This window comes from Microbacterium nymphoidis, assembly GCF_021044885.1.
In the GTDB taxonomy this organism is placed as follows: domain Bacteria; phylum Actinomycetota; class Actinomycetes; order Actinomycetales; family Microbacteriaceae; genus Microbacterium; species Microbacterium nymphoidis.
This window is the reverse complement of record NZ_JAJNOD010000005.1, coordinates 166,316-186,814: the sequence shown is the minus strand read 5'-3', so window position 1 is coordinate 186,814 and position 20,499 is coordinate 166,316. Positions and strand designations below refer to the sequence as shown.

At 69.5% G+C, this 20,499-nt stretch carries 17 protein-coding genes; 6 read left to right on the top strand and 11 right to left on the bottom strand.

The genetic code is table 11. The annotated features are described in order from the left end of the window. Positions 1 to 116: 116 nt before the first annotated feature. The 5 genes from LQ566_RS14930 to LQ566_RS14910 all read right to left on the bottom strand — a co-directional run bounded on the left by LQ566_RS14930 (position 117) and on the right by LQ566_RS14910 (position 4,455). On the bottom strand, positions 117 to 548 hold the full coding sequence (locus LQ566_RS14930; protein WP_231092563.1) for an FAD synthase family protein: 432 nt from the start codon (positions 546 to 548) through the stop codon (positions 117 to 119). Between the two features lie 18 nt (positions 549 to 566). Then, positions 567 to 1,526 carry a glycosyltransferase family 2 protein gene (locus LQ566_RS14925; RefSeq protein ID WP_231092562.1) on the bottom strand — a complete coding sequence of 320 codons (960 nt, stop codon included), beginning with the start codon at positions 1,524 to 1,526 and terminating at the stop codon, positions 567 to 569. Continuing rightward, entirely contained in the window at positions 1,523 to 2,533 is a 1,011-nt protein-coding gene (locus tag LQ566_RS14920) for a glycosyltransferase (RefSeq protein WP_231092561.1), read from the bottom strand. The genes LQ566_RS14925 and LQ566_RS14920 overlap by 4 nt, the downstream gene beginning before the upstream one ends. After that, the gene (locus tag LQ566_RS14915) at positions 2,530 to 3,279 is read right to left on the bottom strand and encodes a CDP-alcohol phosphatidyltransferase family protein (RefSeq protein ID WP_231092560.1); all 750 of its coding nucleotides are present in this window, start codon (positions 3,277 to 3,279) and stop codon (positions 2,530 to 2,532) included. The genes LQ566_RS14920 and LQ566_RS14915 overlap by 4 nt, the downstream gene beginning before the upstream one ends. 105 nt (positions 3,280 to 3,384) lie before the next feature. After that, positions 3,385 to 4,455, bottom strand: a complete 1,071-nt coding sequence (locus tag LQ566_RS14910; RefSeq protein ID WP_231092558.1) for a glycosyltransferase — start codon at positions 4,453 to 4,455, stop codon at positions 3,385 to 3,387. A gap of 55 nt (positions 4,456 to 4,510) precedes the next feature. On the opposite strand from LQ566_RS14910, the gene LQ566_RS14905 reads away from it, so the two are divergent. The 4 genes from LQ566_RS14905 (at position 4,511) to LQ566_RS17710 (ending at position 9,988) form a co-directional block, all read left to right on the top strand. Then, positions 4,511 to 5,437: a glycosyltransferase family 2 protein gene (locus tag LQ566_RS14905; RefSeq protein WP_231092556.1), complete on the top strand. Its 927-nt coding sequence runs from the start codon at positions 4,511 to 4,513 to the stop codon at positions 5,435 to 5,437. Positions 5,438 to 5,593: 156 nt separating this feature from the next. Next, positions 5,594 to 5,773, top strand: coding sequence for a hypothetical protein (locus LQ566_RS14900; RefSeq protein ID WP_231092554.1), 180 nt, complete (start codon positions 5,594 to 5,596; stop codon positions 5,771 to 5,773). Next, positions 5,770 to 6,480: a hypothetical protein gene (locus LQ566_RS14895; RefSeq protein WP_231092551.1), complete on the top strand. Its 711-nt coding sequence runs from the start codon at positions 5,770 to 5,772 to the stop codon at positions 6,478 to 6,480. The genes LQ566_RS14900 and LQ566_RS14895 overlap by 4 nt, the downstream gene beginning before the upstream one ends. A gap of 238 nt (positions 6,481 to 6,718) precedes the next feature. Continuing rightward, on the top strand, positions 6,719 to 9,988 hold the full coding sequence (locus LQ566_RS17710) for a PKD domain-containing protein (protein WP_231092545.1): 3,270 nt from the start codon (positions 6,719 to 6,721) through the stop codon (positions 9,986 to 9,988). Positions 9,989 to 10,855: 867 nt separating this feature from the next. On the opposite strand, the gene LQ566_RS14885 is transcribed toward LQ566_RS17710, so the two are convergent. Genes LQ566_RS14885 through LQ566_RS14875 form a run of 3 tightly spaced genes read right to left on the bottom strand, consistent with a single transcriptional unit; the run spans position 10,856 to position 14,816 of the window. Next, on the bottom strand, positions 10,856 to 12,112 hold the full coding sequence (locus tag LQ566_RS14885; protein ID WP_231092538.1) for a hypothetical protein: 1,257 nt from the start codon (positions 12,110 to 12,112) through the stop codon (positions 10,856 to 10,858). 5 nt (positions 12,113 to 12,117) lie between these two features. Beyond that, complete coding sequence (locus tag LQ566_RS14880) at positions 12,118 to 13,428, bottom strand: hypothetical protein (RefSeq protein WP_231092534.1); 1,311 nt, start codon at positions 13,426 to 13,428, stop codon at positions 12,118 to 12,120. Further along, on the bottom strand, positions 13,425 to 14,816 hold the full coding sequence (locus LQ566_RS14875) for a tyrosine-protein kinase domain-containing protein (RefSeq protein WP_231092532.1): 1,392 nt from the start codon (positions 14,814 to 14,816) through the stop codon (positions 13,425 to 13,427). Before LQ566_RS14875 ends, LQ566_RS14880 begins: the two co-directional genes overlap by 4 nt. 65 nt (positions 14,817 to 14,881) lie before the next feature. Here LQ566_RS14875 and LQ566_RS14870 point away from each other — a divergent pair, with 65 nt between their 5' ends. Then, the gene (locus LQ566_RS14870; RefSeq protein WP_231092526.1) at positions 14,882 to 15,487 is read left to right on the top strand and encodes an arsenate reductase/protein-tyrosine-phosphatase family protein; all 606 of its coding nucleotides are present in this window, start codon (positions 14,882 to 14,884) and stop codon (positions 15,485 to 15,487) included. Between the two features lie 3 nt (positions 15,488 to 15,490). Further along, on the top strand, positions 15,491 to 16,621 hold the full coding sequence (locus LQ566_RS14865) for a glycosyltransferase (protein WP_231092524.1): 1,131 nt from the start codon (positions 15,491 to 15,493) through the stop codon (positions 16,619 to 16,621). Between the two features lie 7 nt (positions 16,622 to 16,628). On the opposite strand, the gene LQ566_RS14860 is transcribed toward LQ566_RS14865, so the two are convergent. The 3 genes from LQ566_RS14860 to LQ566_RS14850 form a co-directional block, all read right to left on the bottom strand. After that, complete coding sequence (locus LQ566_RS14860) at positions 16,629 to 17,801, bottom strand: DUF1972 domain-containing protein (protein ID WP_231092523.1); 1,173 nt, start codon at positions 17,799 to 17,801, stop codon at positions 16,629 to 16,631. After that, positions 17,801 to 19,648 (bottom strand): sugar transferase, encoded by a 1,848-nt coding sequence (locus LQ566_RS14855; protein WP_231092522.1) that lies wholly within the window; start codon positions 19,646 to 19,648, stop codon positions 17,801 to 17,803. Before LQ566_RS14855 ends, LQ566_RS14860 begins: the two co-directional genes overlap by 1 nt. 177 nt (positions 19,649 to 19,825) lie before the next feature. Further along, positions 19,826 to 20,482 (bottom strand): GntR family transcriptional regulator, encoded by a 657-nt coding sequence (locus LQ566_RS14850; RefSeq protein WP_231092521.1) that lies wholly within the window; start codon positions 20,480 to 20,482, stop codon positions 19,826 to 19,828. Between the last annotated feature and the right edge of the window lie 17 nt (positions 20,483 to 20,499).

The following is a 20,499-nucleotide window of genomic DNA, read 5'->3' as shown; positions in this document are numbered from 1 at the left end:
TCGATGACGATCGACATCGGACGCGCGATCGCCCGGTCCTCCCCAGGGCCGTGCGACCATCATGCCCGAAATCCGCGTGCCGCGAATTTACTGTGCACAGGGCACAGTTGCTTCGGTCATGTGGCGGGGACCGGGCGTTCCAGCGATTCCAGCGCGGCGCGCAAGAGCGTCGACGAGGTGTGCGTGGTGTACGGGAAATAGACCACTTCAACACCCACGGCACGGAAGTCTCGCTCGAGCTGCATTCCCTTGCGGGTTCCGCGCCAGTCATCGCCCTTGAAGAAGTGCGTGAAGCCCACCTCACGCCAGGTGGCCACCTTGTCCGGCTGGGTTTCGATGAACACGTCGTCGACGATGCTCAGCGAGCGCACGATCTCGGCGCGCTCGGCGGTGGGCACGATCGGCGTGCGTCCTTTGGCTCGGAGCAGCATGGCGTCATCCACCACCCCCGCAATCAGGCGATCGCAGTTCTCGCGGGCATGGCGCAGGATGTTGAGGTGGCCGACATGGAAGAGGTCCCAGGCCCCCGGGGCGTAACCGATGCGCATTTCTTCCTTCTTCCGCACTCAGCGGTTGTTCTGACGATCGCGCGCGTACGCGCGGTGGACGTAGCCTGCGGCCGCGGCGAGCATGCCGCGACCACGGTGGAGCACGCGCCATCCGTGGGCGTCCGTGTCCGGGCGGGAGACGAGTCGTCCCGCGGCGCGCAGCAGGAGGCCGCAGAGGATGCGGGCCGCCCCGCCGAGAGCAAATCCGCAGCGCAACACGCTGATCCGCGCCGGACCGGTCGCCTCCATCAGGGCGATGTGCACCGTGGCGTTGCCGCGCATGTATGCCCGCTCCCGAGCCCAGTCCCGGGTCAGGCGTTCCGGTACGACGGTGTCCACGGCCACCGACTCGGCGCACCACACGATGCGCTCACCGGCGCGAACCAGCGCACGCGTGAACAGCGTGTCCTCGCCGCCGGTGAGACTCAGCCGAGGGTCGAAACGGGCGCCCACGCGCCGCACGCGGGCAAGATCCAGCAGCAGGTTTCCCGTGGCCGCGGCGGGCATCTCGGTTCCGGTGGGGTGGGATGCGCGACGAAACGTCCCGGTCGCCACGAGCCAGGGGTCCAGATCGGCCGGCAGGTCCGAGCGCACCGTCCCCATCACCGCGGCGCAGTCGTATGCGCGCCAGGTGTCCACGAGGGACCGCAACCAGCCGGGCTCGGGTACTTCGTCGTCATCGATGAACACCAGGGCATCCGCGCCGGTCTCACCGATCGCACGCAGGGCGTTGTCCGCTTCGTCGAGGGCTCGGTTGCGCACGTGCGCCACCCCAGCCCCGGTCTCGACCACGAACCGGGCTGGCAGCGGGCAGGATGCCACGGTGGCCGCTGCCGATCCGCTCGGATCGTTGTCGACGACGAGCACGGCTGCCCGATCCCCCGGATCGAGCTCAGCGATACGCTCCGGGAGCGCGGCCAGCAGCGCCGCCAGCAGTTCGGGACGACGGAAGGTGGGAATCGCGATGACGATCCTCATCGCGACCTCCGGTGCGCCCGGGCCGCTCGGTAGGCCTCGGCATGAAGCCGGCCGGCCTCGCCCCAGTCGCGTCGAGACAGATCAGGGGCCGAGTCCACGTCCAGGCGCTCGGCCGCGGCGATGGCCTCTCGGAGCACGGTGCCGTCCAGGTGTTCGTAGCGGATCACCCATTCCTCGCCGACGTCTTCGGCCAGGGCGTCGGTTGACGCTGACCGTGGCACCAGAACCGGGCGGTTCAGCGAGAGCGCGGCGAGCGCGCTGCCGGAGTTGTGAAGGTCACGGTAGGCCAGCACGACGAGTGACGCGGATGAGATGATCCGGACGAGATCCTCGTCGGGCACGAAGCGCAGATCCAGTTCCACCCCGGCACCAGCAGTCGCGAGCAGGCGTGCGGTGAGTTCCGCCGAGGTCGGGCGACCGGCCACCGTCAGGGAGAGGGCCGGATCCGCGTCGTGTGCTTGGCTGAACGCGCTCAGCAGGTCTTCGACCCCTTTGTACCCGCGCAGCTGCCCGAACGTGACGACATGTCCTGCGAGTCGCCGTAGCCGGGAATGGCCGTCGAACCAGGAGCGATAGTCGCCGTGCGGGATGTCGCGGACCAGTACGCCCGCGTCGACGGAAGTGGTGGGATTCAGCCGGATGACCACGTCCGCATCGGCCTGGATGTCCATGAGCAGAGCGCGCTCGTCGTCCGCGATGTCGGGGAGATCGGGATTGTGCGCCGTGCGCACCACCCCGATCCGGCGCGACCGCCGATGCCGCTGGGCGAGGAGGCGCAGCAGGACCTTCTTCAGGCGGCGGCGAAGAGGAGAGCCGGCGGCCAACCGCGCTTCGGGCCAGTGCCAGTGAAACGCCTGGTACCGACCGAACAGTGCTCGTGGCCAGGAGAAGGTCACCAGCTCGACGTTCGGCTCGTCGCGCAGCGACTGCGCCAGCATGGTGATGTACGGGTTCGTGGTGGTGCGAGGCGCTGCGAAGGACTGCATCACACGGAGAGGACGTGTCATTCGACCGCCTCCAGTGCGACCAGCGACCGGTACCAGCGCACGGCTGCCAACGCAAGGACCGCGAGGGTCGCGGCCGCCATCAGGGTGTACACCGCGGAGAACGGCACCGGGAGCCACAGCAGCAGCGTGGCAAGGCACAGCAGGCCGTAGTCGGTGGGGAGCACGGCGAGCGCGTACAGCGGGCTGGATCGATACGCCGCGCCTGTTCCGCCGCCTGCGGCCACGCCCGCGCGACGCCGGAGGAAGTCTGCGCCGATCATCCCGAAGAAGTAGGTGGAGGCGACCGCGCTGTACACCAGCGGAACTGCCAGCATCACGGGCGCGAGCTCGTCGGATCGTGCCCAGGAGATCAGCACGGCGAGGTGAATCGTCGCAGCCTTGAGCGCATCGAAGAAGTGATCGAGCCACTCACCCGCCGCAGAACCGGTGCCGGTGAGCCGGGCGAGCTGACCGTCCGCGGAATCGAGCGCGTATCCGAGCATCAGGAGCGCAGCCACCGCCACGGACATGAGCGCGCTGGGCTCCGTCGCCGCGATGAGTCCGATCGCAGTGAACGTGCACAGCGCGCTGAGCAGTGTCACCTGCGTGGGAGTGAGGCCCGCCGCTGCCGCCGCGGCGGCGAGCGGACGACCGAGCGGGCGGTTGACGAATCGAGAGTATGCCGCAGCACCGGACGAGGACTTCTGAGCTGCGCGCAGCTCGGCTAGCGCGGTGCGAAAACGCCAGTGCGTGCGCGTGCTCGTCACGATTCCCCCCAGGCAGCGGGCCGGTTTGCTCCCGCATCGAGTGGTCAGCGTAATCAGCTGGGAGCGCGCGTATCGGCGCTTTCCCGTGGTTGTGGATAACTCGGTTCAGCGAGCCGTGGACGACACGATGGCGGCGCGGAGCTCCCGTGCCGCAGCACGCCAGTCCGCGCGGGCCAGGATGCGTTCGCGGGCCTCCTCGTCGCCGGCTGCATGCCAGCGGGCATCGATCGCGGCGCCCGCTGCCACCGCATCGCCGACCGGGACCAGATGCGCCCAACCGCCCGCCACCTCACGATGGGCGGGGACGTCGGAGGCGACGAGAGGCGCATCGAACCACGTCGCCTCCATGGCAGGCAGCGCCATGTTCTCATCGGGAGCGAGGCTCAGCACCAGCGCCGTGTGTCGCAGCATCCAGCTGAGCTCGGCGGGCGTCAGCCGGCCCGAGAACCGGATGCGACCGGTGTCGCGCGCGGCACGGTGGCGTGCGCTGAGGCGTGCCTCGACGGACCGGCGTGACGAGTCGACGACCACGATGAGCGGGCTCTGCGTGGTTACGCGGGACGAGGCGAGCGCGGCCGCGACAGCGTCGTCGATCCCGTCGCGGGTACCCAGCCGACCTCGAGTGAGGGCGAACTGCGTCACGTCTGCAACGATCGCGGGGCGGGCCGGTGACGCGGTCGTGAGCGATGTCCGCGCAGCCACGCCGATGCTGGTCACCGGCGCGAGAGCCCACTCGTGACGCTCGATGCGCGCCGCCTCGCTCCGCGTGCCGGTGGCCACGATGGTGGCGAACCGGGCGCTCGGCAGGATCGCCGACGAGTACAGGCGCTGAGACATCGGGAACCAGGCCGGGTGATCGCGGTGCATCGCGTCGTGCACGATCGTCGCCGTCGCTCCGCCGAGGGGCGTGAAGTCATGGACCACCAGCGCGTCAGCCCGCTCGCGTCGCGCCAGCCGCCTCAGTTCGACGAGGTTGGAGAGCGCGTGCGGACGCAGCCGCACGGTGACACGGTTCACCGCAGCCGGAAGGTCGTCGGCCGGGGATTCCGGCCGCAAGGCCACCGACAGCTGGTCGCGAGGGAAGGCGCGATGCCAGGCCAGGATGAGCTCCCGCTGCACGGCTCGCGTACCGCGGGCGTCGCCATCCCACCAGTAGCCGTCGAACAGGACGCGCATGACCCTCCCGGTTTGCCTCAATACACTAGACCGCTCGGGGACGAAGGGATGGGACGTGACGCGCGAAGTAGCGATCATCGTCGTGAACTATGCATCGGCGGGGCTGCTGTCGCAGAACCTCGTGGCGACGGCTGCGGCGATGCCGTACGCCCATGTGTACGTTGTGGACAACCTGCACTCGGCGGCGGAGCGGGCTCGGGTGCAGGATCTGGCGGATCAGCAGGGGTGGCGGCTCATCGCGCTCCCGGACAATCGCGGGTTCGGCGCGGGTGTCAACGCGGGCGCGCGTGAGGCATGGCGTGACGGCGCGACGGACCTGCTGGTGCTCAACCCGGACGCGAGCCTGGACGCCGCGGCGGCCGAGGCGCTCATCGCCGCGACGGCGGGGGACCGGCGCGTGCTCGTGTCGCCGGTGATCCGCACTCCGGACGGGCGCATCTGGTTCGACGGCTGCGACCTGTATCTGGGCACGGGAGAGACGCGGGGCAGGCGGGCCCGTGACCGCTTCCCGGGCGCCGAACGCGAGGAATGGCTGGCCGGGACAGCGCTCTGGGTGACGCGGGAGGTATGGGATCTCGTCGACGGCTTCGACGAGGAGTTCGAGCTGTACTGGGAGGATGTCGACTTCTCGCACCGGGTCCGGGTCGCCGGCGGTGCGCTCGCGGTGGTGACGAGTGCCGTGGCCGTTCACGATGAGGGCGCCACCCATCGATCCAGCGCGCAGCGGTCCGAGGCGAAGAGCGAGCTGTACTACTACTTCAACATCCGCAATCGGCTCCTCTACGCTGCCCGGCATCTGGATGAGGCCGGCATCCGCAGCTGGCTGGCGAGCTCGACGGCCAGCGCTCGTGCCATTCTGCTGCGCGGCGGACGGCGTCAGTTCCTGCGTCCGCTGCCGCCGCTGCGAGCGGCCTACCGGGGCCTGCGCGACGGTCGTCGGATCGCGCGGGCCGAACTTGCGAGGCGCGCCGCTCAACGCTGAGCGACTGTGCACAGGCGCAGACGCGAGTAATCCACAGCAGGGGTGCGAAGACCCGGGAACCTCACGGCCGACGCGTATGGTTTATGAGACGGCTCTCATGAGCCCGTCCGGTCTGCTGGGGAGTTGACCGTTCACATCCTGGGGAAGGTCGCTTCTGTGACTCGTTCATTGCTGCTCGCGCCACCGCGCGAGAACGCCATCGTCCATCGCCGTCTTGCTCGCGCGCGCATGCAGGTGCCGTCTGCGGCAGCCACGGCGCCGGGCGCGCCGCTCGCCGCCGCGCCCGCTCAGCCCATGGCCGCCGTGGGCCTCGCTGCAACGGGGACCGCGCAATGAGCGCGGCCCCCGATGAGGCACCGGCTCGCGGCGGCCGAGTCCGCGCGCGCAAGCGCATCGTCCTGGCCGCTCTCGCCGCGGTCGGCGTGGCCGCTGTGATCGTCGCGGTGATCGCGCTGCGGGCAAGCGGCGGCACCGCCGGTACGGCGGGCGCGACGTCAGCGCCCACGGACACTGCTTCGGCATCGGCATCGGCGTCTGACCCAACGGCGGATCCCGCGGTGACGGAGCCGGCGCCGGCCGAGTCCATCGAGCCCCTGCCGGCACCGGTACCGCCCGAGGGCGCTCAGGAGCAGCCGGTCGCCCCGGAGCAGGAGCCTGTTGCGCCCACGGAGACCGCGACCGGGTCCGACGGTGCTCAGGTGGCCCTGGTGAAGACGGAGTCGCTCGATGTCGTCGGCAAGCTCCCCGGCGAGGTGTCGGGTCCGGGGATCAGCGTCACCGTCGAGATCACCAACACCACGGATGCGCCGATGAACATGGACTATGTGGCGGTCAATCTCTACACGGGAGCAGATCGCACACCCGCGCTGCCCATTCAGTCCGGCGATTCCGGAGGCTTCGGCGGAGAGCTTGCCGTCGGTGAGTCCGCGACGGCGAGCTATGTCTTCCTCGTCGACGAGGATGCGCGCGAGGACGTGCTCATCGGGGTCGACTACCTTCCCGGCGCCGCAACGGTGACTTTCCGGGGCTCGCTCGAAGGCTGAGCACACTCCTCCGCCACCACAGAAGGCGGAGTAATCCACAGGGACTCCGAACGTCCTCCGATCAGCACGTAGTGTGCCGGAGGCGGATTTCCTGAGTCCGCCTCGGTCCGCTGGGGAGCCGACCGAACCGACCTGGGGAAGGTTCGCTTACGTGATACGTCTGTCTTCATATGCCCGAAATCCACGAGTCCGCACTCGTTGCGCACGGAGGGGAACTCTGCGGCGAGCCATTGCGGCTGTGGCCGGAGCACTGCTGGTCGGTGCTCTTTCCGCGCCTCCGGCATTCGCCGGCGAAGCGCCTCTCGCGGGCGCCGTCATTGCGCCCGGTGGCGCCGATCGGGTCACTGCACACGGCACGGCCCGTGCTTCCGGCGCGATGGGCTCCCGTGCGAGCACGGCTGGTGAAGCAGCCGCCGCACCCGCCCTGCCCACCACGGTGACGGCGGATCCGCTGCCGACCGTGCAGATCAACGGTGTCGTCTGGAAGCAGCTGATCGTCGGCGACTGGGTCTACGTGGCCGGGCAGTTCACGAGCGCGCGTCCGGCCGGTGCTCCGGCGGGCACCGATGAAGTGCCGCGACAGAATCTGCTGCGGTACCGCTTGAGCACCGGTGAACTGGACCGTGACTTCGCCATCCCGGTGAACGGGGCGGTGTACGCGCTCGCGCTTTCGCCGGATGGGCGCACCATCTATCTCGGCGGTAGCTTCACGCAGATCGGGACAGAGACGCGATACCGCATCGCGGGCCTGGATGCGGCCACCAACGCCATCGTCCCGCTGAGTGTGGGGGCGAACGCCAGCGTGTACGGGCTCGCGGCCACGGAGGACACGCTGTACGTCATCGGAGGGTTCAGCACGCTCAACAACCAGCCGCGGGCACGGGTGGGCGCGGTGAGCACTCTCACCGGAAAGCTCCTGCCGTTTCAGGCGACGCTCACCGGCGCCGGGATCGGCCGCAGCGTGATCGTGTCGCCGGACCGATCGAAGATCGTCGTGGCAGGCAGCTTCGAAGCTGCCAACGGCTCGACCACGCCGGGTCGTGGCATCGCTGCGCTGGATGCGAAGACCGGCGCCACTCTGCCGTGGGCGATGAACTCCGTCATCCGCAATGCGGGATCGGCGACCGGCTTCATGGGGCTGACATCCGACACCACCAGTGTCTACGGCAGTGGCTACTCCTACGAGGGCGGCGGCCTGGAGGGAACATTCCGTGCCTCCTGGAGCGATGGCACCCTGATCGCGATGGAAGACTGCCACGGCGATGTGTACGACGTCACTCTCTTCGGCGGTCTGCTCTATGACGCAGCGCACACGCATGCCTGCGAGACCATCGAGGGCGGGTTCCCCGACGAGAAGCCGGAGTTCCACAACCACGGCCTGGCGTTCCTGATGGAGCCGAACGGACGGGTCCTGGCAGACAACAAGGTTCCGAATTACGCGAATTTCGGCGGGCAGCCGGCGGCGTCGCTGCTGCACTGGTACCCGATCTTCAAGCCGGGTACGTTCACCGGGCAGAGTCAGGCCACCTGGACGGTCGCCTCGGCAGGGGACTACGTCGTCTATGGCGGTGAGTTCCTGACGGTGCAGGGCGTGCCGCAGCAGGGACTGGTGCGGTTCGCGACAAGCGCCGTCGCGCCAGAGAAGCAGGGACCGGTGCTCACCGGTGGCGGGTTCGCCGTTCATGCCGCGAGCACGAAGAGTGGCGAGGTGCTGCTCACGTGGACGAGCAACCACGACCCGGATGACGCTGTCCTCTCGTACACGGTGGAGCGACGCGGTGCGACAAGCCCGGTGTTCACCACGTCGTCGACGTCAACGCGCTGGGATCGACCCACGCTCACGTATCGGGACATGGCTCTGGAGCCAGGATCCACCCAGGAGTATCGGGTGGTGGTCACCGATCCGCATGGCAACAGCACCGCCACGGATTGGACCCGCATCGTGGTGAGCAAGGGCGATACGGCGGAGCTGAACGTCATCGCCGCCGACGCCTTCGGGCGCAGTGAGACCTCCGGATGGGGCAACGCCGCCGTCGGCGGGCGGTGGCTGACCAGCGGTGGCGTCGCCGCGTTCAGCGTCTCGGACGGGCGGGGGCGCATCGAGCTGTCGCCCGGACAGACCCGCGGCGCGCTTCTCGACGGTATCGCCACCACCGACAGCATCAGCACCGTGCGCGTCTCGGTGGATCGAGCCTCGGCCGGCGGAGTCGTCAGTGGCATGGTGCTGGGTCGTGTCGTGGGCTCAGCGGTGTATTCCGCGCGCGTGCGGTTCGAGCCGGGCGGCACGGTTCGTCTCTATCTCCTGCAGGGCGAGACGCCGCTGGGTGGCAAGAGCATCGTGCTGTCGGGATATCGGCCGGGTGACGATGTGAAGGTCGCGCTGAGCGTTCGAGGCACATCGCCCACGCAACTGGGCGCGAAGATGTGGTTTGCCAGCGCGGGGGAGCCCGCCAACTGGCAGATCGCCGCGACCGACGCCACAGCTGCGCTGCAGTCTCCCGGTCCGGTGGGCCTGGGTGGATCGTCGAGCTCGTTGTCCACGGTTCCGGTGACCGGCCTCAGCTTCGACGACTATGAGGTGACCGATGGACGTGCGGCCGTGGTCGAAGGTGAGAACCACCCGCCGCGGGCGGAGTTCTCGGTCACCACGGATGGCCTGGCCGCATCCTTCGACGCGTCCGCGTCGAAGGATGAGGAGGGGCCGATCGCGAACTACACGTGGGACTTCGGCGACGGAACCCGGGGGACCGGGGCGCTTGCGCAGACGACGTACACCGCGCCGGGCCAGTACACGGTGAAGCTCACCGTGACGGATTCAGCGGGCGCCACGGAGACTCGCACGCGGACTGTTGTGGTCACTGCGCCTCCCACCGGCGAGAAACTGGCTGAAGACGCGTTCGCTCGCACAGCGACTGATGCCTGGTCAACGGCGGACATCGGCGGGTCCTGGCAGCTGACGGGCGGGGATTCCGCGTTCAGCGTCGCTCCGGGAGCAGCCAGTATGCTGCTTCAGCCATCCTGGACGCGTGCCGCGATGCTGCCTGCTGTGGGCAGCGATGCAGTGTCCGTGTCGACCTCGTTCCGCGCGGACACGGTACCCACCGGTTCGGGTGCAGTTGCTCTCACCGTCGTGGGACGCCAGACGCCGACCGGCGCCTATCAGGCACGAGTTCGCCTGGAAACCGACGGCACCGTGCGTCTGTACATCCTGCGCGATGAAGCTGCACTCGGTGGCGCGAGCGCCGTGCTAGCCGGCGGATATCGTCCGGGCGACCTGGTTCACGTGCGTGTCCAGGTGTCGGGCACCAGTCCCACGACAATCGCGGCGCGGATGTGGCGGGATGGTGCTCCGGAACCGGCCACGTGGCAGCTGACCGCCACCGATCGTACGGATGGATTCCAACAGCCGGGCAGCATCGGGGTGCGCGGCACGATGTCGTCGGCCTCGACGACGTCGCGCATCCGAATGACCGTCACCGAGTTCCAAGCGATCGCCGTGCTGCCCTAGGAAGCACCTCCGGTTCGTCGCGTACGGGGTGGTGAAGTATCGCCACACCACCCGCCTCGTCCAAGCCGCGAGCTCGAGCAGAATGCTCGAGCTCGCGGCCTTTGTGCGGGCTCGGCGCGCACCCGCTGAACGGAAGAGCGCCGGAGTCACTCCCTGCGGGCCATGTCCGGCGCATCGGGGCCTTCCCCCACTCGAGATCAGAGGCGTCGCCTCGTACCGCTTCGCCCCATCCGTTTGGTACCCCGGGAGCCGGCGCTTCGGAGGTCCACGGGCCGATGCGCGGCGGTGTGATGACGGGGCGGGTTGTCCGGGAACTCACTCCGAAGCCTTAACGCCGCGGCGACGAGGGCGGGGCGAGGGCCGCGAGATGCCCAGCGTTTAGCGCGCTGATGCGGGTGACCATTCGTCCGGAGCGCAGGGGCCGGGTGTTCGCGCGCCCGTTGGGGGCGGCAGATGACCGGAGCCGAATGAGGCGGGGACCAGGCGTCCACAGGCGAAACGGTCGGGGACGCCCGGGGCTCGGTGCCTCTCGGTTGCCGACGCCCGTCGTTTCGGAGTGCGCGTCTTGGTGTCGCGGGCGCCTGACCTCGCGCGAGTCCCTGTGGCCCGCGCCTCGCACCCCGCCGGTGGCCCACGCGTCGCGCGCGGTGCCCGATGGCTCGTGTCCCGGCGTCCGATGAGCGGTGTTCCGGCGTCCGATGAGCGGTAACCAGACGCAGGAATGCCCGTGTCCTGATGCTGATGCCCAGTGCGTACCCGCGGCCCACGGCCAGGTGAGTCGTGAGTGGCCGGTGTCCCGGAAGTGCGGGTGCCACGCGTGCAATGGGCCACCGCCTCAACGGTGCGGGGCCAGTACGTCGTCGTGCTTCAGCGCCGAGGGCTCGGAATACGGGACAGGGAAGGCGACACGGTACGAGAGCGGGGGAGGCGGGCACGCTCGCTGTTCGACAGCAGTGCGCAGGCCAGCAACAGGGCAAGAGTGTTGTAGCTCGTGAGGAGGGGGCTGAAGAACATGTCCCACGTTCCCAGCGCGAGCAGCAGCGCGACCAGAGCCGATGCTCGTCGCAGCGACACCCGCACTGCTGCGGCGTGCACTGCGACGGCCAGCAGCAGGAGGGCGAAGAGTGCACCGGGAAGGCCGAAGCGGATCCAGAGGTCGCCGAGCACGGAGTGGACCTCGAAGTGGCCGCCGAAGAGGTACCGGTCGACGTAGCCGTTGTCGGGGTCGTAGTGCAGTGCCTCCATGCCGTTCTTCGCGATGATCACGTCCATCGCGTTCGGCAGCGTGCCGCTGCCGTAGCCGAGGGGCTGCGCGCCGAGCAGTGCGGTTGCCGCTCCGAGCTCCGGCCGGCCACCGGTGATCAGCGAACCGCTCGCATCCAGCTGCGCCTGCGTCCGCTGCTGTGCTGCGGAGCCGAGCACCCCTTCCACCAGAAGGGTCTGGATCACGAGGAACAGGGTGACCCCGAGCAGGGCCAGCCCGCCGAGGGTGAGCCACGGACGGGATCGGAACTCACGGAGAGGCATGAGTTGCAGCAGCACCAGAGCAGCGGCGATGACCGCGAAAGAGGAGAAGGAGCGAGAGTCTGCGACGACCGAAACGACGGCCACGACTGCCAGCACGACGAGCTCGCCCCACCGGCTGCGGCGCATGGCCAGTGCCAGGGCGAGGAATGCGACGGGGAAGGACAGCGAGAACTTCCACAGATTCGTCGTGTTGCCCCCGGTGATCGCCACGTTCACCAGGGCCCCGATGGCGAATGCGACCACCAGCTGAGAAGTGCCCAGCTGGGTGCGCGCCCAGATCAGCAGGCCGATGCCGCACAGCATCGACAGCAGTGTGAGCGATTCTCGCGCCAGCAGCGACTGATCGACCGTGCGGCCGTCCGCGAAAGCGAGCGACAGCACGGCGCCGCTGATCACGGCCAGGGCGCCGAGGGTCATCAACGACCGCGCCCACCGGAATGTCCGCAGCGCCGGCCACCACACCGGAAGGAGCAGAACCGCGGCGATCAGCGGCAGCGTGATCCCGGGGCCGAAGGAGTAACGCATCCCGACGAGGGCGGCCGCGACCGTGGCGAGCGCCCGACTGGCCGGAGTGCGCAGAGGGGGTGTGGCGTTCATGGTCATCATCGGTCATCACCGTTCGCGGTCGTGGGCAGCAGGCGGTCCCGATGACGGCGGATCGAGATCGCATACGGCACGATCTGACACACCAGCACGGCCGCCGCGTTGGCCAGCGGAGGGCCGGCGGCCCCGAGGGCCGGCGCGAGCAGCAGGGCCCCGACCAGGCTCAGTCCGGCCATCAGGAGTGTCGGCAGCACTTGGAAGCGGATGCCGGCCGGGTCCATCAGAAACATGCCGAGCGGGTACAGCACCGCTTGACAGGTGGCCATCGCACCGAACGCCAGGATTGTGGCGAGGCTCACCTCGAACACCCCGTGGGTCGCGAACCCGAAGAGCCACGGCCCGATCAACGCCACGCACAGCGACGCCACCGCGGCCCCGGCGCCGAACGCGGCGGCGAGCAAGCCCGGACCCCGGCGCAGCTCACCTCTCGCGCGGGCGCGCGCCCAGAGCGGCCACAGCGCAACGCCAGCCGCGGAGATGAGACCGATGAGCGCGAAGAAGACCTGAGCGGCCGCGTTGTACTCGGCCAGCCGGGTCACGGAATCGTGCTGGGCCACGGCATATCGCTGCGCCGCCATGGCGAGAGGCGGTGAGACCAGTTGCGCCAGCATCGGCCAGCCGATGTGCATGACCCGCGCACCGGGATGGCGGCGCGGACGAGGCACACGTCGCAGTGCCGAACCCACCAGCGGTCGCAGCGTGAGCGTCGTGACCGTCAGCCCGACCGCGCCGGCGGTGAGGGCGGCGACGAACGATCCCACGGCGAGGAAGGCGGCGTCACCGTGCAACTGCGTCCAGCCCCACACCAGAAGGAGCGTGAGGGGCGAGACGAGTCCCTGCACCAGGATCACGATGTGATTGCGCCGTGCACCGAGTAGGAGCCGGGTCCAGACACCCAGCGGCACGGTGGCCGCATAGAGGGCACAGCACAGGAGTGCGGCATCCTCGGCTCCCGGCACGGCCCCGGCTGAGCCCAGGAGGACGCGCCAGCCGCCCGTCGCTCGCATCACGATCCCGGCGATCAGGACCGCAGCGGCGAAGGCGCAGAGGATGCGCTCGACTGAGGTCAGCTGATCGCGGACATGGGCGTCTCGTCGCGGATCATCGCTCGCCGCCACCGAACCCACCAGTGCCGCCCCCGCACCCAGATCGCTGAACGTCAGCAGCGAGGGCAGCGCGGTGAGAGCGCCGAACAGTGCGTACGAGGCCTCTCCCGCACCGCCCGTGATCACACGTACGGTGAGGATGCCGCACACGAACGCGACGAGCGTGGTGGCGGCCTTGGCGAGGACGGAGGCGAGTGCGTTCACAGGCGTCGGCGCATCCAGCCGAGAAGTCGGTGCGCCCGCGGAGCCGGCTGCTCGTCGTCGCCGTAGTAGACGCTGCTGACCGCGGTGCGCGAGTCGTTGAGCACGATGCCCAGCGCACGCCGTTCACCGACGGCGAGCGCTCGCAGCGAGCGCTGCAGGTTGGCCCGCGGGGTGCGCTCCGACCGGACGATGAGGATCGTGCCGTCCACGATCGGCAGCAGCCACTTGGCATCGCTCACTGCGATCACCGGGGCGGTGTCGACGATGACGTAGTCATAGGACGCGCGCGCTTCTGCGAGCACCGCCCGCAACTGGTCGGTGGCGAGCACCTGGCCCGGATTCGGTGGCAGCAGTCCGCTGGTCAGCACCCGCAGGCCGGGTACCGCCCAGCTCTGGGCCGCGCTGTCGAGCGTGGCCTCGCCCAGCAGCACGGACGTGAGGCCCACCGCCGACTCGAGCTGAGTGAACTCCGCCGCCGACGGCCGGCGAAGGTCGGCCTCCAGATACAGCACACGGTGGTTCATCTCGGCCAGGGTCAGCGCCAGGGCGAGGCTCACCGAACTCTTCCCCTCGGCGGAGTCGGCGGAGGTGATCATGAGCACGCGGTGCTGATGCTGCAGGTCCAGGAAGCGCAGGGAAGCGGTCACCTGACGCATCGCCTCGGCCAGAGCACCGTCAGGCGTGGCGCGGATGGTGCCCGCGAGGGTGCGGCCGTCCGCGACATGGCCGATCTCGCCCAGCACGGGGGTCTCGGTCAGCGTCTCGATGTCCGCGCGTGTGGCCAGGCGAGCGTTGAACCGCCGGTCGGCCACTGCGGCCAGCAGACCGAGCGCCAGCCCCAGGAGCATTCCGCCGCCGATGAAAACACCCGGGTCGGGCGCGAACGCCGCCGCGGGCAGCGTGGCAGGCGCGATCGTGTCCACTCGCACGGCGGCATCCTCACCGGAGACCCGTGGCGATGCGTCCTCCACAGCCACACTGAGCTCGGCTGCCACGGCATCGGCGATGCGCTGAGCGGCCTGCGGATCCTCATCCACCGCCTGCAGGTCGATCACGACCGTGCCGAGACGAGCGGAGGCCGATACGCGGGCGGCGAGCTCCCTCGGAGTGGTGTCGAGCCCGAGCTCGGTGATCACCGGATCCAGCACCGCCGGCGACGAGGCGAGAACGGTGTAGGTCTGCACCAGGCTCTGCACGTAGGTGGCGCCCTGGGCGAGTTCGCTGGTGGTGTCGCCACGATCGGCGATCACCATGACCGAGGCCTGGGAGCGGTATTGGTCGGGCAGGAACTGCGCGGTGGTGAATCCCACCGCGCCGCCGAGCACGATGAGGAGCAGGATGACGATCGCATGGCTGCGAATCGCAGCGGCGTAGTCGTGTAGGGTCATGCCTCGGGTTCTCCGATCGACTGGGATGAACGATCCAGGTGGGACCGTGGGGGAAGGGACGGGGTATGGGAAACCGCATACTCTTCGTGTGTCATGCGAACGAGTGCCGCTCGCCCGTGATGGCCGGCACGATGATCGCCGCGCTGGAGGGCGCTGGGCGCCAGGACGAGTGGCGCGTGAGCAGCGGCGGCACGGACTCGCGCGGTGGCCCGCTGTGCCCGGTGGCGATCGACGTGCTCGCAGACGCCATGGACGCCGCGCTCCTCGCCGACTACCGCAACCACTTCGTCTCGACGGCCATCGCTGAGCGCACCCTGGAGCGCGCCGACCTCATCCTCACGGCGACGCGGGAGGAGCGGGCGGCGATAGCGCTGCGGGCACCCGCAGCTCGATCGCGCACGCTCACCCTTCGAGAGGCCATCGGCCTCATGGCGGGAGATGGGGAGAGCGCGGTCGACCTCGCAGCCTATGCGGATATCCTTCATGAGCGGCGCGGTCTCACCGGCGCTGCATCTCACCGCCGATTTCTGGCCCTCAGGAAGAGCAACGATCCGAATGACATCCCGGACGTCCACCATGCCGCCCTTCGCGCGCACCGCGCGGGACTGCAGGAGGTGCGGGAAGCCTCGCGCGTCCTGGCTTCGGGCATCCTCGCGGCCATCGGAGAGTGACGCGTGAGTGAAGAGCGATCGGCTGCGCCCGTCCTGAGCATCGTCGTGCCGACCTTCAACGAGGCCGGAAACGTCGCTCAGCTGGTGGCCCGGGTAACCACGGCGATGCGCGGCACCGCGGTGGAAGTCATCTTCGTCGACGACTCCACCGACGACACCCCACAGCGCGTCAGGGACGTCGCAGGCACCGCGTCCATTCCGGTGCGTCTGATCCATCGCGAGCACCCCCGCGGCGGCCTCGGCGGCGCCGTGCTGGAAGGCATCGCCGCCGCGCACTCCGACCTCTGCGTCGTCATGGACGGCGACCTGCAGCACCCGCCGGAGACCATCGCGGCGCTCCTCGCGAAACAGCAGGAGGGGGACTACGACGTGGTCGTGGCATCGCGCTACACCGGCGATGGAACCGCAGCCGGGCTGTCGGATCGCATGCGTGTGTTCGTATCCCGCATGTCCACGCTCGTGACCAAGGCGATGTTCCCGATCCGGCTGCACACCGTGAGCGACCCGATGACCGGGTTCTTCCTGCTGGATCGCACCCGCATCGACGTGGAGCGTCTGAAGCCCCGCGGCTTCAAGATCCTGCTGGAGATCCTGGCGCGTCAGAACCTGAACGTGGCCGAGGTGCCCTTCAGCTTCGCCGGCCGCCACGCCGGCGAGTCGAAGGCCTCGCTGAAGCAGGGCTTCCGGTTCCTCACCCAGCTCGCGTATCTGCGCTTCGGCCGGATGAGCGCGTTCGCGGTCATCGGCGGGATCGGTGCGCTCGCGAACCTCGCGATCATGGCGGGCCTGCAGGCCATCGGCATGGGCTACGTGTGGGCGGCGATCATCGCGGCCATTCTCACGATCATCGGCAACTTCGTGCTGATCGAGCGGTTCGTCTTCCGCGACATGCGCGCGGATGCCTCGACGGTGTGGGCGCGGCTGTTCAAGTCCTTCACCTTCAACGCCATCGAGGCCGTGGTGCGGATCTTCGTGATCTGGCTGGCCGTGCAGACGTGGCATCTCGCCCCGGTACTCGTCGCCGCCGTCACCCTCGTGATCGCCTTCGTGGTGCGCTACGTGTTCCATGCTCTGGTGGTCTACGCGCCGCGCACGGGCGCGGACGTGGCGGCGCGCGAGCGTAGCGAGGTCTGACCCCGCCTCAGGCATCGACGCGTTCCGGCGCCTGGCGACGCAGCAGCTTCGCGAGCGGATGGATCGTGTGTCCCGCGGCCAGGTCGTGGGCGAGCGCCTCGTAGCCGTCGGCGACGTCGTCCCAGCGGAAGGCGGTGCGGGCACGATGCTGCCCGGTGCCGGCGGCGTCACGGACGCGGTCGGGGTGAGCCTCGGCGTCCGCAAGGGCGGAAATGACCCCGTCGGCGTCCGGGAAGAACCACCCCGTGCCGTTCAGCGTCTCGCGGTTGAAGCCGACGTCGTACGCGATCACCGCCGTGCCCGCGCCCATAGCCCGGAGCAGGGAGGGATTGGTGCCGCCCACGGAGTGGCCGTGCAGGTAGGTGTACGCGTGGCGGTAGAGATCGTCCAGCTGCCCCTGGTCGTACACCCCGCCGAGAAGGCGGATGCGCGGGTCGTCGTCGGCGATGCGGCGGATCTCGGCGGTGTAGGCGGCGCCGTAGGGGGCGGATCCCACGACGACCAGCGGCAGACGCGCGTCGGAGCGGCGGTACCCGTCGACGATCTCCCGGACGTGGTTCTCCGGTTCGAACCGGGCGACGACGAGATGGAATCCCCCGGGCCGGAGGTCGTACTTCTCCAGCGCCGGCGACGCTGACGTCGTGGGCTCGAGGATCGGCGCGCCGTAACGCAGCAGCCGGGTGGGGACGCCGAACTCCTCGGTGTAGTAGTCGGCGATGCCGGGCGCATCCGCGATCAGCGCATCCGCTGTGCGGACGCCCCGGCCCTCGGCCCATCGGTAGTAGTCGCGTCCGCGTCCGCTCCACTTCGCCCGCCGCCACTCCAAACCGTCCATGTGCAGCGCCGTCGGTATCCCGCGCATCCGCAGCAGGGGCAGGAATGGTGCGTTGGCGGCGTTGAAGACGAATGCCGCATCGGGGCGGCGCACCATCGCGTGCAGCGTGGACAGCGCGGTGTGACTCAGGGTCTCCGCCTGTTTCACCGGCAGCGCAGGCAGATGCACGAGACGCATGCCGTGGTAGCGCGTCGCCCGGTGGCGTGACCCACGGCAGTACACGGTGACCGCGTGCCCTCTCTCGGACAGACGTACGCCGATCTCCTCGACGGCCGTCTCGAATCCGCCATAGGCGGCGGGAACCCCGCGCGTGCCGATCATCGCGATGGACAGCGGTGCGGTCATCAGTACGCTCCTCGCGCGAAGAACATCACGCGAACGGTTCGCCACATGATGATGAGATCGGACAGCAGAGACCAGTTCTCCACGTAACGAAGATCGAGGCGCACGCTCTCGTCCCACGACAGGTCGCTGCGCCCGGAGATCTGCCAGAGGCCGGTGATCCCCGGCTTGATGTACAGCCGCCGCGACACGACTCCGGAATAGGTGAGGACCTCTTCGGGAAGTGGCGGGCGGGGGCCCACCGCGCTCATGTCGCCACGCAGCACGTTCCAGAACTGCGGCAGCTCGTCCAGCGAGAGCCGGCGCAGAACCCGGCCGACACGTGTGACGCGGGGGTCCTCCCGCATCTTGAAGAGCGGCCCGGCGCCATCGTTGGCGTGCGCGAGGGCGGCAGCCTCTGCATGGGCGCCCACACGCATGGTGCGGAACTTGACCATGCGGAACGACTTGCCGTCGCGGCCGATCCGCTCCTGACGGTAGAAGAGCGGCCCGGGCGAATCCAGCGGGATGAGGATCGCCAGCGGAATCATGACGAGGGCCACGGCCACGAGCCCCACCAGAGCGACGACGATGTCGAGCGCGCGCTTGAGGACGAACTGGCCGCCGTCGAACGTGGGGATGCGCACCTGGATGAGGGGCAGGCCGTCCACCGGACGCAGCGAGATGCGCGGCCCGGCGACATCGGCCAGCCTGCTGCCGAGGATGAGTTCGGCCGCGGTGCCCTCCAGCTCCCACGAGAGGCGCTTGACGTAGTAGGGGTCAGCGTCGTCGTGACTGACCACGATGATGGTGTCGGCGGCGAGCTCGGCGGCCGTGCGTGCGGCGGTTCGCGGGCAGCCGACCACCGGATACGGGCGACCGTCCACCACCAGCGGCGTCTGGCGGCTGATGCCGGGGCGATCGCCGGTGAGCACGGCACCGACCACCAGGTGGGCGCGTTGCCCATCGCGGTGCAGGGCCTCGATGACGTATTCGACGTCACGGGCGTCACCCACGACCAGCGTGCGTGAGACGTAGTGGCCGAACAGCCGCTCGTGCAGGAGCCAGCGCCGCCAGCCCCACCGGCCGACCAGGAGGAGCAGAAGGCCGAGCGGAAGGGACACGAGCAGCTGCAGCCGCAGTCCGTCCGCCTGCACCACGACGAACGTCGCGGCGAGGGCACCGAAGGCGAGCCCGGTGGCGCCGAGCACGCGGGTGTATTCCGAGCGACCGCTGCCGAAGACGGCCGCCTCCCGCGAACGGAACAGCGTGAGCGTGACAAGCCAGCAGATCGCCACGAGGAGCGGGAGAGCGAAAGCCCCGGTCAGGAGCTGCGCCGTCTCGACGGGTGCGCGCGCCGGAATCGGGAAGAACAGCACGGCCCGCGGCGCGATGGTCGCGACGAGCACGACCAGGACGTCGGTCCAGCGGAGCCGGCGGCGGTACCGCCGTTCCCAGCGGCGACGGATGTCGAGGGCCGTACCTCGGTCCGCCGCTGGCGCGCGACGGTCCGCGGGCTCGGGCGCGCTCGGGGGCTGCCGGCGCGGATGAGTGCTCTGCTGAGCCGTCCGCCCGTCCACGGTCTGCGCATCACCCGACGAAGACGCCGCTCCGGTGTGCGACCGGACGGGGGCTGCGGGCTCCGCTGTCAGACGGTGGACAGCGGTCAGGTGCGACGGTCTACCGCCGAATCTGCTCACCGGCTCGCCGGTCTCCGCGGTCGCATCGCTGCTGCGCGCGCCGCGCGGGATGGTGTCCTCGTCGACGGAGTCGGCGCTCTCCGGCCACCGATCTCGGGCCCATGGCCCTGCGTCGAGGTGTCCTCGGCGCGCGTCGAGTCGGTGTCCAGTTCCGCGCTCCAGCGCGGTCATCGTTGCATCCCCTGCACGTTCGTGTCCCCAAATCACACCGTGCCCGCCCCAGCGGGTCACACGTCATCCCCATGACGTGTCCCGCGTTCGCTTCGAACAGCTCCGGTTGTTACGCGCGCGGTGGTAGGACTCTACGCAGAATCTCCGCGGTGATGCGGCGCCTGTCCACAGGGGTGATCAGACGGCATCTGCCAGATGGGCCACCAGGCGGTCGCGGGCGCGCTGGAGGTGATCGCGCAGCACGGCTGCGGCCCTGTCCGCGTCGCCGTCGGAGATGGAGCGGAGGATCTGCTCGTGCTCGCGGGCGATGTCTCCCACGGTGTGCAGGGCGGCGCTCTGGGTGCGGGTCATGCACAGGCGGACCTCATCGGCCAGCATCCGATAGACGCGGGAGGTGCGGGGGCTGCCCACCGCGTCGACGAGGGCCGCGTGGAATCGCATGTCGGCATCCACGATGGAGAGCGGGTCCGCGTCGGCCAGGCCGGTGAGCTGGGCGTTGGCCGCTTCGCCGTCGGACGTGTCGGCGCGGCGCCGTGCCAGTTCCCGCACGACCTCGGCCTCGATCCGCTCCCGGGTGGAGTAAATGTCGGCGGCGTCGGCGGGGCCGAGTTCGGTGACCCGCGCGCTCTTGTGCGCACCGCGGGTGAGCAGCCCCGCCGCGACCAGGGCCTCGATGGCTGCGCGCACCGTGGGGCGGGCGACACCGTAGTGCGCCGCCGTGTCGACTTCCCCCAGCGGGTGCCCGGATGCGAGATCGCCGGAGAGGATCCGGGTGCGCAGGTCGGCGGTGACGGCGTCGACGACCGACACCACGCCCAGATCCGCTGCTGACACGTCTGCTCCTCCCGGTG